Source organism: Cetobacterium sp. 2A, from assembly GCF_014250685.1.
In the GTDB taxonomy this organism is placed as follows: domain Bacteria; phylum Fusobacteriota; class Fusobacteriia; order Fusobacteriales; family Fusobacteriaceae; genus Cetobacterium.
Genome location: NZ_JACFAJ010000006.1, coordinates 1,120,693 through 1,136,987, shown reverse-complemented (window position 1 = coordinate 1,136,987; position 16,295 = coordinate 1,120,693). Strand labels below are relative to the sequence as shown.

Below are 16,295 nucleotides of genomic sequence, written 5' to 3'. Positions count from 1 at the left end.
AATGTTAACAGCAGAACAAAAAAAATCTATAACAGGATGGGCGTCATTATTTATATTAATAATAATGTTTTCTGGATTATTAAAAGATTTTGAAACTTTAAAAGCTTTTGACTTTAGTTATCTTTTGGGTAAATTCGGAATTATTACAAATAAAATTAACTTCACAGGAAAAGGTGGCGAAGGAACAAGAGAGGGATTTTTAATTGCTTTAACTTTAGCACCGTCACTTATGCTCTCTTCTGGTTTAATTACTGTTGCACAAGAATTGGGAGCATTAGAAGCTGCTTCTAAATTTTTTAGCCCCATTTTAAGACCATTAATGGGAATACCTGGAAGCTCAGGATTAGCCTTTGTAAGTTCATTTACATCATCCGATGTCGGAGCTATTATGACAAGAGAATTACATGATGACAATTATATAACAGAGGAAGAAAGAGCTATATTTGTAGCATATCAATATGCTTCATCAGGAGTAGTAACAAATACGATATCAGCAGGTGGTCCATTACTAGGAATTTCATTACTACCTTTGGGGGGAATTATAATGATTCAATTTATCATGAAAATAATTGGAGCAAACTTAGTTAGAGTTATTATAAAAAAAAGAAATTTAAATATTCAATACGAGGTTTAATTAGGAGGATGAAAGTGGAACAAGTAAAAAATAATCAAAGTGTCGTAGAGATATTTATGAAAGGAGCAAAAAAAGGATTAAATATAACTTTTGAACAAATAGCTCCTGCAATGATTTTAGCTTATGTTTTAATAGTTTTTTTAAAAACAACAGGTCTTATGGATATAATAGCCACAGTTTTAAGTCCTTTAATGGCATTATTTGGACTTCCTGGTGAAGCATCTTTAGTTATAATAGCAGCCTTCTTTGCTAAAGCAGCAGGTGCAGCAACAGGTTTAATGTTATATCAAGAAGGAATTTTAACTCAAGAACAAGCTACAATTCTATATCCAGCTGTTATTTTGATGGGAACATTAGTTGGACATTATGCAAGAATAGTTATTGTCTCAGGAGTATCTAAAAAATATTATAAATTATTATTAATAATTCCACTGATAGATGCCGCATTAGCTATGTTTGTAACAAGAATAATATTACAAATATCAAAATAATTATATCTGAAGTTGTATGAGAAAACTCATGCAACTTTTTTCATTAAGATACTTAAAGGAGAAAATTTTGGATCACAACAACGGAAAAGATTATAAAGTAATAAACTTTATAGAAAAATATGGAAATAAATTACCACATCCATTTATTTTATTTAATATTTTTACAATAGCATTAATATTTACATCATACACTTTAAATCAAATAAATTTTGGAGTAGAAGACACATTAATAACTAACAATTTTATTTTGGTAGAAAATTTGTTTAGTTATTTACATATGAGAAAACTAATTGAATCAATGCCAGATATTTATATAAATTTCCCGTCACTAAGAGTAGTAATTTTGATGATGATGTCTATTGGAGTTGTTGAAAAAGTAGGGTTTTTCAACGCCTTAATGAGAAAGTATTTATTAGGTATTCCTAACAGTTATTTAACAGCAGCCTTCATTTTTACCGCAATCAATGCAAATGTAATGTCAGATGCTGGAACCATTTTTGCAATAACAATGGGAGGAATTCTTTTTTCATCAGTTGGAAGAAATCCAAAATTAGGAATTATAGTTGGGTTCGCAGCCGCAAGTGGTGGATTTACAGCTAATATTTTTGTAGCAGGGACAGATGCCTTGCTATCAGGTATAACTCAAGAAGCTCTATTAGCAATAGATAAAAAAGAAATTATTAATCCTTTATGTAATTATTATTTTATGGTTGCCGCTACGATAGTTTTAACAATTTCTCTAACCATATTTACAGAAAAAGTTATTTCTAAAGTAGTAGATGAAAACAATCATAAAAATTTGGATATTTTAAATAGTTTGAAGTTAACTGAAGAAGAGAAAAAAGGATTAAAATACTCATTCTATGGACTTATATTTTTTCTAATCATAATGGGAGTTCTTATTTACCCTGAAAATGGATTTTTTAGAAATTCTGAAGGGAAATTTTTACCAACCTCTCCTCTTATGTCTTCAATAACAACAATCATTTTTTTATTATTCTCTATAATAGGAATCTTTTATGGAATAGGGAAAGGTGTCATAAAAACGACAAAAGATGTGGCAAATCTATTTCAAGAAGGCATTGTCCAAGCCGCTCCTTTAATGGTTACGCTGCTATCATCTTCTATTTTTATATATTTATTAAATAAATCCAATATTTTTAAAGTACTTTCTATCAAAGGGGCTATGTTACTCAAGGATTTAAATGTAAGTTCATATTTATTATTAATTATGATAATTTTAATAACGACATTGATAAATCCTATTATGACCTCGGGTTCAACTAAATGGGTTTTATTAGCGCCTATGATAGTTCCGATGTTTAATATTTTAGGAGTTTCACCAGCTTATGCACAACTAGCTTTTAGAATTGGAGATTCTGCTACAAATATAGTTTCACCTTTACAGCCAGCTCTTCCAGTAGTTCTAGGATTACTATATCAATACCAAAATGAAAAAAAAATAAAATCCAACGAAATTTTAGGTGTTGGAAGTGTATTTTCTCTGACATTACCTTATGCAATAGTTATTTTAGTTTCCTTAATAACTTTAATGACTATTTGGTATTATTTAAAACTTCCTATAGGACCAGGAGTTTATTAATCTAGTTTAAAATAATTATGATTTAAGTATTGAAATAATACAGTTTAAAGAGTAATATATAGATTGTAAAATTTGGAGGTGCTTTATGAATTATATCATAGTTACAAATAACAATAAGGTATTTAATTTTTATAAAGAAACTGATGAAGTTATTTTTCTTGAAAACATTATTTTTCAAGAAGTTTTAAGATCAGTTGAAAAAAATATTAAAGATGGACACAAGCTTTTAAGTGACCCTATTTTATACAATCTTGAAAATAGTAGCAATCCATTTAAATCAATTTTAATATCAAAGAATAGATATCTTGATAACAATACCTCTTTAGAACTTATTGAAGGTGCGGTTCATATTTCACAAAAACTTAGCCCTAAGGATAAAGAACTTTTATCACATGATTCTTTAGAAGAGTACAGATTTGTAGATCTTAACTTAATAATTGACAGTATTAAACAATTGAATACAAATAAAATTGTATAAATTAATAAATCTTAAAAGATTTTTATTTTTCGGTAACTAATGTTACCGATTTTTTTTTATTTCTCTTGTACTATATCTTCATATTAGATGCGCTATAGGAGGATAATAAATATGTGTAATTTAGATAATAAAAATATGTTTTGTTACCAATGTCAGGAAACTGCTAAAGGAACTGGATGTGAAATTATAGGTGTTTGTGGAAAAACTGCTACAACTGCTAACCTTCAGGACTTATTAGTTTGGACTGCAAAATTGGTTGGAAATTACAATTCACAGTTAAAAAAAGCTACAAATGGTTTAGAATCAACTGATTTAATAAATAGATATATTATAAATTCACTTTTTATAACTATAACTAATGCAAACTTTGATGATGAAGCTATCGTAGAAGAAATTAAAAAAGGGTTTATTCTTAGAAATAACTTAAAAAATAGATTATTAGAACTAAATGTAACTTTAGATGAAAAATTTGAAAATTTAGAGCTTCTAAATTATGAATTTTCTACATTAGAAGACTTAGAAAGAGTTTCAAAATCAGTTGGAATTCTAAGAACTGAAAATGAAGATATAAGATCTTTAAGAGAACTACTTACATATGGATTAAAAGGAATGGCAGCATATGCTGAACATGCTATGAATCTTGGAAAAATGGATTCTGAAATTTTCAACTTTATAGAGGAAGCTCTTCTTGCTACTTCTGACGATTCTTTAAGTGGAGATGAACTTACATCACTTGTGCTAAAAACTGGTGAATTTGGTGTGAAAGCAATGGCTCTTCTTGATGGAGCTAATACTTCAAAATATGGAAATCCTGAGATTTCTAAAGTTAATTTAGGTGTTGGAACTAATCCAGGAATCCTTATCACTGGTCATGATCTAAAAGATTTAGAAGATCTTCTTGAACAGTCTAAAGATTCTGGTGTTGATATCTATACTCACTCTGAGATGCTTCCTGGACATTATTACCCAGCATTTAAAAAATATTCTCATTTTGTTGGAAACTATGGTAATGCTTGGTGGAAGCAAGTTGAAGAGTTTGAAACTTTTAATGGACCAATCCTATTTACAACAAACTGTATAGTTCCACCTAAAAAGACTTCAACATACAATGATAGAGTATTTACTGCTAACGCTACTGGATACCCTGGATGGAAAAAAGTTAAAATTGATAACAATGGAAAAAAAGATTTTTCAGATATAATCGAGATGGCTAAAAAATGTAAAGCTCCACAAGAAATAGAAACAGGAGAAATTATTGGAGGATTTGCTCATAATCAAGTTATAGCTCTTGCTGATAAAATAGTAGATGCTGTTAAATCAGGTAGCATAAAGAACTTTGTAGTTATGGCTGGATGCGACGGCAGAAGTTCTAGTAGAAATTATTATACTGATTTTGCTAAAGAACTTCCTATGGATTCTGTTATATTGACTGCTGGATGTGCAAAATATAAATATAATAAATTAAACCTAGGTGATATCAATGGAATTCCTAGAGTTCTAGATGCTGGTCAATGTAATGACTCATATTCATTGGCTGTTATAGCTCTAACTCTTAAAGATGCCTTTGGACTAGAGGATATAAATGATCTTCCAATAACATATAATATAGCTTGGTATGAACAAAAAGCAGTTATTGTCTTACTTGCTCTATTACATCTTGGAGTGAAAAATATACATATAGGTCCAACTTTACCAGGATTCCTTTCTCCAAATGTAGCAAAAGTTTTAGTTGAAAACTTTGGTCTCGCTGGAATTACAACTGTAGAAGAAGATTTAAATAAATTTGGTCTTAAATAAAAAATTATAGATTTCTATTTTATCATTCTGTTTTATATGTTAAAATATTATTGATACAATAATATTTCTGAAGGAGTGATACAGTGGATAAAATTAATAATTTAGATACTATTTTGAAATTTAATGAAGAATTCGTAAATAATAAAGAGTACGAAATATATAATACTACTAAGCATCCCGACAGAAAAATGGTGATAATTTCTTGCATGGATACAAGATTAACTGAATTATTACCCCAAGCAATGTCTATAAAAAACGGAGATGCAAAAATAATAAAAAATGCTGGTGGAGTTGTTGTCCATCCATTTGGAAGTGCTATGAGAAGTATTTTAGTTTCAATTTATGAGTTTGATGTTAATGAAGTATATGTTGTTGCTCATGACGAATGTGGAATGTGTAACCTAAATACAGAGAGTGTTATTGATAAAATGTTAAAAAAAGGAATTGATGAGACTACAATAAATACATTGTATAATTCTGGAATAAACGTTAAAGAATGGTTACATGGTTTTTCAAGTATAGAAGAGTCACTAAAGAAAAGTATATCAATCATTAAAAATCATCCTCTCCTACCAAAGAATGTTGCCGTGCATGGATTAATTATAAATCCTAAAACAGGAAAACTAACTTTAATAGAAAATGGATATCAAGCAAATCAATAAAATATAAAAGGGAGAGATTTTAAATTTAATCTCTCCCTTTTTTTATGATCTATGAACAGTTCTTCCATCAGCTTGATATTTTGGTGTCAGAGAGATTTCTCCAAGTTGGATATTTGAAGGAAGATTTGTTGCATAAATTATTACTTCTGCCACATCATCGGGTGTCAACGCTTCTATTCCTTTATAAGTATTATTGGCTCTATCTTCGTCGCCCTTAAATCTAACCTTACTAAATTCAGTTTCCACTAATCCAGGTTTTATATTCGTAACTTTTATAGGTGTATCAACCAAATCTATTCTAAGCCCATCAGTTAAGGTTTTAACAGCTGCCTTTGTTGCACAGTAAACTGCTCCACCAGCATATGCTGAATCCCCAGCTATTGAGCCTACGTTCACAATATGCCCATCTATATTATATTCTAACATAAGAGGTACAACTGTCCTTATCATATACAACATTCCTTTAACATTTGTATCAACCACTGTATCGAAATCTTCAAATGAGCTAGTGTATACTTTTTCCATCCCAAGAGCTAATCCCGCATTGTTAACTAAAATATCTATTTTTTTTAAATCTTCAGGTAAAGAGTTTATCATTTCATAAACTTCTTTTGAATTTCTGATATCCATTTTTAAAATAGTAACTTTAACTTTATATTCTTTTTCTATCTCATTTTTTAAAAGAAGTAACATTGCTTCTGTTCTTCCAGTCAATATAAGATTAGAACCCTTTTCTGCATAAGCAAATGCTGTACTTCTACCTATTCCTTTAGTTGCACCTGTTATTAATACCAATTTCCCGCTAAGTCTATTCATAGTCTCCCCCTAACTTAATATATATGCATCTTTTATTGCTTCCACCGTATCATAAACATTTGTTTTTTTGTTTATACTTATACTATAATCACAAGAAATTTTATAAAGTAACTTTCTTTTTTCATAAAGCTCTTTTATTTTTTCATACATATTTTCTGTATTATTTAAAAGTGGTCTGTGTTTACTATTTTTTACCCTCTCGTAAATTGAGTCAATATCACAGTCCAAGTATACAACATAAGAAGTTTTTTTTAAATTTTTTATATTTTCATTATCTATTATAACACCACCACCAGTGGCTATAACTATATTATTATTTCTACACTCTTCTTCTATTATTTGATTTTCCATCTTTCTGAAGTAAGATTCACCCTTTTCTTCAAAAATCTCAGGTATACTTTTCTTTTCACACATAGCAATAGCTTTATCAATATCTATAAATTTCATATCTAGATATTTCGCGAGAATTCTTCCAACAGTTGTTTTTCCACTTCCCATAAATCCGATAAGTGCTATATTATCTTTCATTATTTTTTTTCCTTCGGTAATACTTTATACCCTAGTTCTCTAGCTAAAATTTCAGCCGTTATTTCTGTCAATTCTCCAGTTATCTCAATACATTGTTCCATGTGTTCCTTACTTCCAAGTTCCATTCCCCTAGTTAAAATTTTACAACAACATACTTTACGCTTTTCAGCAAATTTATCATTTAATTCCTTTGCAAGTTCCATACTCTTTTTTACTTTTGAACTTTTGGCTTCATCTCTTCCAAAAAACATAGATAGAGCCATTACTCCGCCAGTTACCGCTCCACATGCACATCCACTTCTACCCATTCCAACTGGAAATCCGGAAGCTAACTTTATTATATCATCTCCGTACGGAGCATCAAATCCATCCTTTATTACCTTTAATACTGCCTCTGAACAATAAAAATCTCCATCTCTATAATATTTTTCAGCACGTTTTCTCAATTTATTTATATCTATCTCTCCGTTTTCAAACTTTATGCTTTGTTCTTTTGAAAAAAGATTAGTTAATTTCCTCATCATCGTTAACAACCTCCAAATATTTTTCATTATTATTATACCATAAAAGAGTAAAAACTTAAATATTGTGGTATAATCATTAGATCTATATACTATTATATAAAACATTCAAAGGAGTTTATTAAATCATGAGTTCTTTACAAATTTTTTTAATTTCGATCGGTTTAGCTATGGATGCATTTGCAGTTTCTTTAAGTGAAGGATTAACCATTCGTCAAATTCACCCTAAACACATTTTAAAAATTGCTTTAACATTTGGATTATTTCAAGCTATTATGCCTTTTGTAGGATGGTCTCTTGGAGCTATTTTTAGTGATAAAATAATTGCTTACGGTAATTATATTGGGGGTATTTTGTTGCTTTGTATTGGTTTCAAAATGATTTTTGATGCTTTTGAAGAACAAAAATGTGATGAAGATATAAAAAATTCAGATGACTCTGAAACTAAATCAAATATTCTTCTATTAGGAATAGCTACAAGTATTGACGCCCTTGCTATCGGTTTTTCATTTTCATTTGTTCAAAATTTAAATATAATTTCAATAATAATAGAGATTGGATTAATAACTTTTATAATTTCAGGAATGGGAGTTTATATAGGTAATAAATTCGGAAATATACTTGGATACAAAGCAACTTACTTCGGAGGAGGTTTATTAATCTTAATAGGATTTAAAACTTTACTTTTGGAGTTTATATGATTTAAAAATAAGGGGGAGATGATATTATGTTTTTTAAAAGTTCGTATGAAAAAAACAAAGTATTAATTAGTGCTGAAGGAATGTCTGCTAATATAATGACTCTTGGAATACAAAGCTTTTCTTTGACAGCTTTAGCTCTCTATTTTGAATGTGAACCATTCTGGATTTCTATGATTTCAACCCTTCCAGTTGGAGCTCAACTTTTACAACTATTTTTAGGAAAAATTTATCTTTTTTTTCCAACAAGAAAAAGTGCTCTTATAGGAACTGCTATTTTATCGCGGTTGCCTTTCGTGGCACTTTTTTTTGCAGTACTTTTTAACTATACAAACTATAAAGTACTTGTTGGAATTATTATTATCTATTCTATATTTGCTTCATTCGTTTCTGGAATTTGGACTACTGCGGTCGGTGAAATAATCGAAAAAAATGATAGAAGCCACTTTTTTTCTACTAGGTATATTCTTATCTCTATAACAACTATTGTATTTTCAACAGTTATCTCAAAAGTAATCAATATCACCTCTCCTAAAACTGGAATGCTGGTTCTTACTGGAACTATAGCAGTTGCTGCTATCTCTACTCTTTTCCTTTTAAATTTACATGATGTTCCCGATTTTAAAGATAAGAAGATTTCTTTCAATCTATCTATTCCACTTAAAAATTCAAATTTTAGAAACTTTTTACTTTTCATTGGAATGTGGAATTTTACAATTGAATTTACCAAACCATACTTCTTTTATTATGCAGTTGTTAATTTAAACGCTCCTTATTTTTATTTAGGAATAGCTTCCTCTGTAGGCGCTTTTATTTCAATAATCATGTTTTTCATCTATGGAAAATTAGCCCCCCGAATTGGTTATAAAAAACTTCTATCTTTCGGAATTAATATATCCACATACGTTGTTATTTTTTATTTTTTAATGACAAAAGATAATGTTCGAAGTCTCTTAATTTTAGATGCAATTGGCACTGCTGTGGGATGGGCAGCTATCAATTTAGCAATTTTAAATCTTCTTTTTGAATTATCAGAATCTCCAAAAGATTCGTATACTTCTGCCTATGCAATTGCTATCGGTATATTTGGTTTTGTAGGAGCCATTTCAGGCGGATTTGTAGCTGATTTTTTTAATAAAAAAACATTCATTTTCTTTGGAGATTCATATGCTGGATTTCAAATTATGTTTTTTATAAGCATCTTTTTTAGGTTTTATTGCATACTTTTACTCACAAGAGTGAGAGCATATCAAAAAAATATGTACTATCCGGGCCTTTATCCATCTCTTTCATACCTTTTTGGAGGTAAAAGATAAATCAATTCCTAATTTGGATATTTATTTTATTTAATAAATATGATAAAATGTATACATTGCATTGTTTTTTTATCTTGAAATACGGGAGGTAAAATTGAAAAAAACAGACATTAAAATTGAAAACATCACTAAGAGTTACGATGGTGTCCAAGTTTTGAAAAATATCAATTTAGAAATTAAAGATGGAGAATTCTTCTCTATTTTAGGACCATCTGGTTGTGGAAAAACAACTCTTTTAAGAATGATTGCAGGATTCATAAAACCTGACAGCGGAGCTATTTATTTAGGAAGTGAAGATATTGTCAATCTTCCCCCCAATCTTAGAAATGTAAATACTATATTTCAAAAATATGCTCTTTTTCCGCATTTAACAGTTTACGAAAACGTGGCATTTCCATTAAGATTAAAGAAAATGCCAGATGATGTAATAGATGCTGAAGTAAAAAAGTTTATACAGTTAGTTGATTTGACAGAACACATGCTAAAAAAACCTAGCCAACTTTCTGGTGGACAACAACAAAGAGTATCAATTGCCAGAGCTCTAATCAACAAACCTGGAGTTCTTCTTTTAGATGAACCTCTTTCTGCACTTGATGCAAAGTTAAGACAAAACCTTTTAATTGAACTTGACAACATTCATGATGAAGTTGGAATTACTTTTATTTTTATAACTCATGATCAACAAGAAGCTCTTTCTATCTCAGATAGAATAGCAGTAATGAATGAGGGTAATATTCTTCAAGTTGGAACTCCAGCAGAAGTATATGAAGCACCTGCAGATTTATTTGTCGCTGACTTCATAGGTGAGAATAACTTCTTTGAAGGTGAAGTTATTTCAGTGATAGATGACTTATATGCTAAACTATCTAGCCCTGATTTTGGAGAACTTATTTTTGAAACTGATAAATCTGTTCAGGTTGGTGATTTTGTAAAAGTTTCTATCAGACCTGAAAAAGTTAGAGTATCAAAAACAACTCCAAAAATTACATCAAAGCATATCAACGTTCTTAAAGTATATGTTGATGAACTTATTTATTCTGGTTTCCAAAGTAAATATTTTACTTGGATAAACGGTAATAAAAACCTTCTTTTCAAAGCATTTAAGCAACATGCTGTTTATTTTGATGAAGATGATAACGAAACTATTTGGTGGGATGAGGATGCATATATCTCATGGGATGCCGATGATAGTTTTCTAGTAGAGGTGGTTCCAAAATGAAAAAACTAAATTTAGGAACTTTATACACTCTGCCAGTAACAGTTTGGATGACAATATTTTTTTCTATACCTATGGCTATTGTCTTAGTTTACGCGTTTCTTACAAAAGGAACATATGGTGGAGTAATATTTGAGTTTTCTCTAGATAGTTTTTTAATTTTTAAGGATACTATTTTTCTAAGTATTTTATTAAAGACTATATATATTTCTATTTTAGTTACAATCTTTACTGTGTTATTAGCCATTCCAACGGCCTATTATATAGCAAGATCTAAATACAAAAAGGAACTGTTATTTTTAATAATTATTCCTTTTTGGACAAATTTTCTTATAAGAATTTATGCCTGGATAGCCATTTTAGGAAATAATGGTTTTATCAACTCTTTTCTTTTAAAAATAGGGATAATTGATAAACCTCTTATGATGCTATATAATACAACTGCTGTTGTAATAATCTCAGTTTATACTAGTTTACCTTTTGCAATTCTACCTCTTTATGCTGTAATTGAAAAATATGATTTTGCTTTAATTGAAGCAGCTAGAGATTTAGGAGCAACTAATAGACAAGCTTTTTTAAAGGTTTTTATTCCAAATATTAAACCGGGAATTATTACTGCTACACTTTTTACTTTCATTCCAACTTTAGGTTCGTATGCTGTTCCAAAATTAGTTGGAGGTACAAAAGCAACTATGCTTGGCAACGTTATAGCACAGCACCTAACTGTTACAAGAAACTGGCCATTAGCTTCTGCTATATCGGCTGTCTTAATAATAGTTACAACATTAGCTCTTGTTTTGTTTACAAAACTCAGCAAAGAGAAATAAAAGGAGGAAAATATGGATAAAAGAAGATCTTCTTTATTCTTTTTTACAATTTCAATGCTCTTTTTCTATCTTCCTCTAGTTATATTAATAGTATATTCTTTTAATGAAGGAAGATCAATGATATGGAAAGGATTCTCTTTCAAATGGTATAGAGAACTTTTTCTCCATTCAGATAATATTTGGAAGGCATTTAAATACAGTATATTTATAGCAATTTTCTCAGGAATTCTATCTACAACTATTGGAACTCTTGGAGCTCTTGGACTACATTGGTATAATTTTAAACATAAAAAATATCTTCAGGTTCTAACATTTCTTCCACTAGTTATACCTGATATAATAATGGGGGTTTCTCTTCTTATTATGTTTTCTACAATTAAACTAGAACTGGGTCTTACAAGTATATTTATAGCTCACACTACTTTTAATATCCCTTTTGTATTTTTTATAGTTCTATCTAGATTGGAAGAATTTGATTATTCTATCGTTGAAGCATCGTATGATTTAGGAGCTACAGAATTCCAGACCTTAAAAAAAGTTATAATTCCTATGCTTATGCCTGGAATTATTTCTGGATTTTTAATAGCAGTTACTCTTTCTTTTGATGATTTTGTAACTACTTTCTTTGTTGCAGGACCTGGTTCTTCAACATTACCACTGAGAATTTACTCTATGATTAGACTTGGAGTTTCTCCAGTTATTAATGCTTTGTCTGTTCTATTGATATGTTTAGCGATAACTCTAACTATCTCTACAAAAAGTCTACAAAAATATTTTGTAAAATAGTAGGTTCATATAGTATAATACAACCATAAATGATGGGGAGGATAAAATATAAATGAAAAAATTATTCAAAATACTACTACTAATTGTTATGATAATATCAGCAACAGGATGTTCATATGTTAAAAGTGCCACTAAAAGAAATGCAGCGGTAAAATATAATGATATTAGAGCAACATTTGTTACATCTCAAGGTGATATAACTTTCTATTTATATCCTGAAGCTGCTCCAATAACTGTTGCTAATTTTATCAACTTATCTAAAAGAGGATTTTATAATAATACTAAGATTCATAGAGCAGTTGAAAATTTTGTAGTACAAGGTGGAGATCCTACTGGAACTGGAAATGGTGGACCTGGATATGAAATTCCAGATGAAATTGTTGCTTGGTTAGATTTCTATCAACAAGGAATCTTAGCAATGGCTAATGCTGGTCCTAATACAGGTGGTTCTCAATATTTCATGACTCTTTATCCTGCTGATTGGTTAAATGGAAAACATACTATATTCGGAGAATATGTTGAAGATTCTGATTTTGAAAAAATTAAAAAACTTGAAATCGGAGATGTTATAAAAGAAGTGAGATTTACTGGAGATGTTGATTTAATGCTTTCTCTAAATAAACAGCAAGTTGAAGAATGGAATAAAATTTTAGATGAAAAATATCCAAAACTTAACAAATATCCTATAAAAGATATTTCATCTTACGGAACAGAAGTTCAAAATTATAAAAATGAATTAGAAGCTATTTACACTTCTAAAGGTAAATCTACAGAAGAAGAAAAAGAATTCTTTATTCCAAGATTTATAAGAGCAACTGAAAAGAAATTTAAAGAAGCTGCTGCAGAAGAAGAAACACTTTAATAAATAAAAATACAACAAATAAAAAATGATTGGTTTAAACAACCAATCATTTTTTTTATTCCTTATTATATAAACATTGAAACTCCAGGTCCTATTGGAAGCCCTAGGTAAGTCCATGCTATAAACATCGCTGTCCATCCTATTAAGAAAATAATTGAATATGGTAACATCATAGCGATAATTGTTCCAACACCCATATCTTCATCCTTTTTTGCATACTTAGCTGCAAAGGCAACTATTATCGGGAAATATGTCATTAACGGTGAAATTATATTTGTTGTAGAATCTCCTATTCTATAGGCTAATTGTGTATATTCTGGTGTAAGTCCTAATTCTACAAACATTGGAATAAACACTGGAGAAAGCATTAACCATTTTGATGATGCTCCTCCCACAAATAGATTTACAAAAGCTGTTAAAAATATAAGACCTACTGCTGCAACTACTCCACCTATTCCAAGTCCTTTTAATACTCCTGCTAACTTTACTGCAATTACAATACCCATATTTGATTTTGTAAATACATATACAAATTGTGCAGATACAAATATTATAACTAGTACTGGTCCACAAGCCGACATTGAATCATTTAAACATTTTATAACATCTTTATGACTCTTTATACTTTTAGATCCAAGCCCATAAGCAAGCCCAGGAACTAAAAACATAAGCATAAGTATAAATACTATTGAATCACTTATAAATGGTTTTAAAACTTCCATAACTCCAGGTTGTCTTCCATTTTTAGCTATAAAATTTTGAATTTCACTAGCGTTTAATTTTAATGCTGCATTTTCTGGGATAATCATAAGTAGTATTATTACGACAAATACTGCTAAAGATATTCCAGCATATCTCATTCCTTTCTTTTCTTGTTCAGTTAAAGATGAATTAAGATCTAATTCCATTTTTGGTCCATCATATGTCCCAAGTCTTGGTTCTACTATTTTATCTGTAATAATTGCTCCAATTATCATTATTAAAAATGTTGAGGCTGCCATAAAGAAATAGTTTGCTGTTGGATCAACTGAATAACCAGGCAGTATTATTTGAGCTGCTGAAGTTGTTATTCCTCCAAGCATAGGATCTGTTGTTCCAAGTAGTAAATTGGCTGAAAATCCACCAGATACTCCTGCAAATGCAGCTGCAATTCCTGCTAATGGATGTCTTCCGAAAGATAGAAATATTATCGCTCCAAGCGGAACTAATACAACATAACCGGCATCAGATGCAACGTTTGACATAACTCCAGCAAAAACAACAATAGCTGATATCATACTCTTTGGAGTAGATAATACAATTTTCTTTATTGTCGCATTCATAAGTCCAGATCCTTCAGCTAGTCCAACACCTAGCATAGCTACGACGATTGAACCTAATGCCGCATGGCCTGTAAAGTTACTTACTGCTGTTACAAAGATTCCTCTTATTCCATTAAGTGTTAAAAGATTCTCTATAGCTGTAGTCTTATCTGTTAAAACTCCATTTGCCATAGCTTGATATGTTACCGAAATATTCATTTGTGATAATAATGCTGATAAAATTATTGTTACTATAAAAAATCCAAAAAACATAGCTACAGGGTGTGGTAATTTATTTCCTGCTACTTCTACAAAGTTTAAAAATCTTTGAAAAAGTCCTTCTTTCTTAAGCCTTTCTACTTTCTCTGACATGTTCCAATTCCCTCCATTTTTTTATTAATTTTTTAAAATCATTTTATTTTTATTTGTTGTAATTATTAAAATATATTTTCATTCCTGTACTATAGTACCATATTTTTTACATCTTTTCAATAAAAAAAACCAGCCCTAAGGCTGGCACAAGACTTTTACATCTTTCTTCTGATCATATCCATTGCTTCAAATCCGCCTTCAATAATAACTTTTACAAATGAATTTGGATTTGCAAATTCTACTTCTTCGTCTTTTCCCTTTGTTACAAGAGTCATTTTCGGAAGAGTAATTACTCTTGGATCTCCAATTGGAGTTATAATTTCTAGTGTTTCTCCAGTTACAACTCTATTTCTAATTGCTAATAAATATTCATTTTCTCCTAGTTTCTCTTCAATCTTTGCAACTAATTGATGAGTTTGACTATATGAATTTCTATCATTATAATTATTAGCTTCTTCTCCAGGTTGACCATTATAGAATCCTTGAGTGTAAGATCTGTTAGAAGTTGATTTTATCTCTTCTAACCACTTTGGATTATATTCGTATTCTCCTGAATTGTATTTATCTACCGCTTCTCTATACATCTTCACTGCATTAGAAACATAGTAAATACCTTTCATTCTTCCTTCAATTTTAAGAGAATCAACACCTAAATCTAAGATTTTATCAATAATTTCTATTGTACAAAGATCTTTAGAGTTGAAAATGTATGTTCCATGTTCATCTTCATAAACTGGCATATATTCTCCAGGTCTTGTTTCCTCAACAACTGAATACTTCCATCTACAAGATTGAGCACAGTCTCCTCTATTTGCATCTCTTCCAGTCATATAGTTACTTAGTAAGCATCTTCCTGAAATTGACATACACATAGCTCCGTGTACAAATACTTCTAACTCTATATCAGGTACTTTAGCTCTTATTTCAGCAATATTATCTAAAGATATTTCTCTAGCTAATACAACTCTTCTAGCACCTAAATCTTTCCACATTTTTACAGAACGCCAGTTAGTATTACTAGCTTGCGTACTAACACTTATAGCTAAATCTGTATTTTCTCTTACTACTTGGAATACTCCAAGGTCTGCAACTATAACTCCATCTACACCGATTTTCTCTAAATATATTACATAATCCGGTAACAACTCTAATTCATTGTTATGAGGAATTACATTTAAAGCAACGTAAACTCTTTTACCCATTTCATGAGCATAATCTACAGCTTCTTTTAACTCTTCATCACTAAAGTTATGACTTCCTGCTCTTAGGTTAAACATTTTACCACCTAAAAATACTGCGTCAGCTCCATAATGATAAGCCATTTTTAATTTCTCCATATTTCCTGCTGGAGCTAATAATTCTACTTTTTTCAAATTCAATCACCTTT

At 29.9% G+C, this 16,295-nt stretch carries 17 protein-coding genes; 12 read left to right on the top strand and 5 right to left on the bottom strand.

What is annotated here, in order from left to right; translation table 11 throughout:
- The first annotated feature begins 1 nt into the window (after position 1).
- From H3N56_RS09345 to H3N56_RS09320, 6 genes are all read left to right on the top strand, one after another.
- The gene (locus H3N56_RS09345) at positions 2 to 634 is read left to right on the top strand and encodes a nucleoside recognition domain-containing protein (RefSeq protein WP_185880922.1); all 633 of its coding nucleotides are present in this window, start codon (positions 2 to 4) and stop codon (positions 632 to 634) included.
- Positions 635 to 648: 14 nt separating this feature from the next.
- A complete protein-coding gene (locus tag H3N56_RS09340; protein WP_370521064.1) occupies positions 649 to 1,125 on the top strand; it encodes a nucleoside recognition domain-containing protein in 477 nt (158 codons plus the stop codon).
- Between the two features lie 67 nt (positions 1,126 to 1,192).
- Positions 1,193 to 2,728 (top strand): AbgT family transporter, encoded by a 1,536-nt coding sequence (locus tag H3N56_RS09335; protein ID WP_255492169.1) that lies wholly within the window; start codon positions 1,193 to 1,195, stop codon positions 2,726 to 2,728.
- An 85-nt stretch (positions 2,729 to 2,813) separates the two neighbouring features.
- Positions 2,814 to 3,206: a GrdX family protein gene (locus H3N56_RS09330; RefSeq protein ID WP_185880919.1), complete on the top strand. Its 393-nt coding sequence runs from the start codon at positions 2,814 to 2,816 to the stop codon at positions 3,204 to 3,206.
- A gap of 111 nt (positions 3,207 to 3,317) precedes the next feature.
- The gene (gene hcp, locus H3N56_RS09325; protein ID WP_185880918.1) at positions 3,318 to 5,003 is read left to right on the top strand and encodes a hydroxylamine reductase; all 1,686 of its coding nucleotides are present in this window, start codon (positions 3,318 to 3,320) and stop codon (positions 5,001 to 5,003) included.
- Positions 5,004 to 5,086: 83 nt separating this feature from the next.
- Positions 5,087 to 5,665 (top strand): carbonic anhydrase, encoded by a 579-nt coding sequence (locus tag H3N56_RS09320; RefSeq protein ID WP_332647439.1) that lies wholly within the window; start codon positions 5,087 to 5,089, stop codon positions 5,663 to 5,665.
- A 42-nt stretch (positions 5,666 to 5,707) separates the two neighbouring features.
- Here H3N56_RS09320 and H3N56_RS09315 read toward each other — a convergent pair whose 3' ends face one another.
- From H3N56_RS09315 to H3N56_RS09305, 3 genes are read right to left on the bottom strand one after another with little or no spacing between them, the layout of a single operon-like run.
- Positions 5,708 to 6,481 (bottom strand): SDR family NAD(P)-dependent oxidoreductase, encoded by a 774-nt coding sequence (locus H3N56_RS09315; RefSeq protein ID WP_185880917.1) that lies wholly within the window; start codon positions 6,479 to 6,481, stop codon positions 5,708 to 5,710.
- Positions 6,482 to 6,490: 9 nt separating this feature from the next.
- Positions 6,491 to 7,009: a shikimate kinase gene (locus tag H3N56_RS09310; protein ID WP_185880916.1), complete on the bottom strand. Its 519-nt coding sequence runs from the start codon at positions 7,007 to 7,009 to the stop codon at positions 6,491 to 6,493.
- The gene (locus H3N56_RS09305; protein ID WP_185880915.1) at positions 7,009 to 7,530 is read right to left on the bottom strand and encodes a C-GCAxxG-C-C family (seleno)protein; all 522 of its coding nucleotides are present in this window, start codon (positions 7,528 to 7,530) and stop codon (positions 7,009 to 7,011) included. Before H3N56_RS09305 ends, H3N56_RS09310 begins: the two co-directional genes overlap by 1 nt.
- Positions 7,531 to 7,658: 128 nt before the next feature.
- Between H3N56_RS09305 and H3N56_RS09300 the strand changes: the two genes are divergently transcribed.
- The 6 genes from H3N56_RS09300 (at position 7,659) to H3N56_RS09275 (ending at position 13,235) form a co-directional block, all read left to right on the top strand.
- Positions 7,659 to 8,231: a manganese efflux pump MntP family protein gene (locus tag H3N56_RS09300; RefSeq protein ID WP_185880914.1), complete on the top strand. Its 573-nt coding sequence runs from the start codon at positions 7,659 to 7,661 to the stop codon at positions 8,229 to 8,231.
- 26 nt (positions 8,232 to 8,257) lie between these two features.
- Entirely contained in the window at positions 8,258 to 9,544 is a 1,287-nt protein-coding gene (locus tag H3N56_RS09295; RefSeq protein ID WP_185880913.1) for an MFS transporter, read from the top strand.
- Between the two features lie 94 nt (positions 9,545 to 9,638).
- A complete protein-coding gene (locus tag H3N56_RS09290; protein WP_185880912.1) occupies positions 9,639 to 10,763 on the top strand; it encodes an ABC transporter ATP-binding protein in 1,125 nt (374 codons plus the stop codon).
- Entirely contained in the window at positions 10,760 to 11,587 is an 828-nt protein-coding gene (locus tag H3N56_RS09285) for an ABC transporter permease (protein ID WP_185880911.1), read from the top strand. The genes H3N56_RS09290 and H3N56_RS09285 overlap by 4 nt, the downstream gene beginning before the upstream one ends.
- A gap of 12 nt (positions 11,588 to 11,599) precedes the next feature.
- Positions 11,600 to 12,373 carry an ABC transporter permease gene (locus H3N56_RS09280; protein ID WP_185880910.1) on the top strand — a complete coding sequence of 258 codons (774 nt, stop codon included), beginning with the start codon at positions 11,600 to 11,602 and terminating at the stop codon, positions 12,371 to 12,373.
- A gap of 52 nt (positions 12,374 to 12,425) precedes the next feature.
- A complete protein-coding gene (locus H3N56_RS09275; RefSeq protein WP_185880909.1) occupies positions 12,426 to 13,235 on the top strand; it encodes a peptidylprolyl isomerase in 810 nt (269 codons plus the stop codon).
- A gap of 65 nt (positions 13,236 to 13,300) precedes the next feature.
- On the opposite strand, the gene H3N56_RS09270 is transcribed toward H3N56_RS09275, so the two are convergent.
- Both H3N56_RS09270 and H3N56_RS09265 read right to left on the bottom strand, forming a co-directional pair.
- Complete coding sequence (locus H3N56_RS09270) at positions 13,301 to 14,908, bottom strand: AbgT family transporter (protein ID WP_185880908.1); 1,608 nt, start codon at positions 14,906 to 14,908, stop codon at positions 13,301 to 13,303.
- Between the two features lie 155 nt (positions 14,909 to 15,063).
- The gene (locus tag H3N56_RS09265) at positions 15,064 to 16,281 is read right to left on the bottom strand and encodes a U32 family peptidase (RefSeq protein ID WP_185880907.1); all 1,218 of its coding nucleotides are present in this window, start codon (positions 16,279 to 16,281) and stop codon (positions 15,064 to 15,066) included.
- Between the last annotated feature and the right edge of the window lie 14 nt (positions 16,282 to 16,295).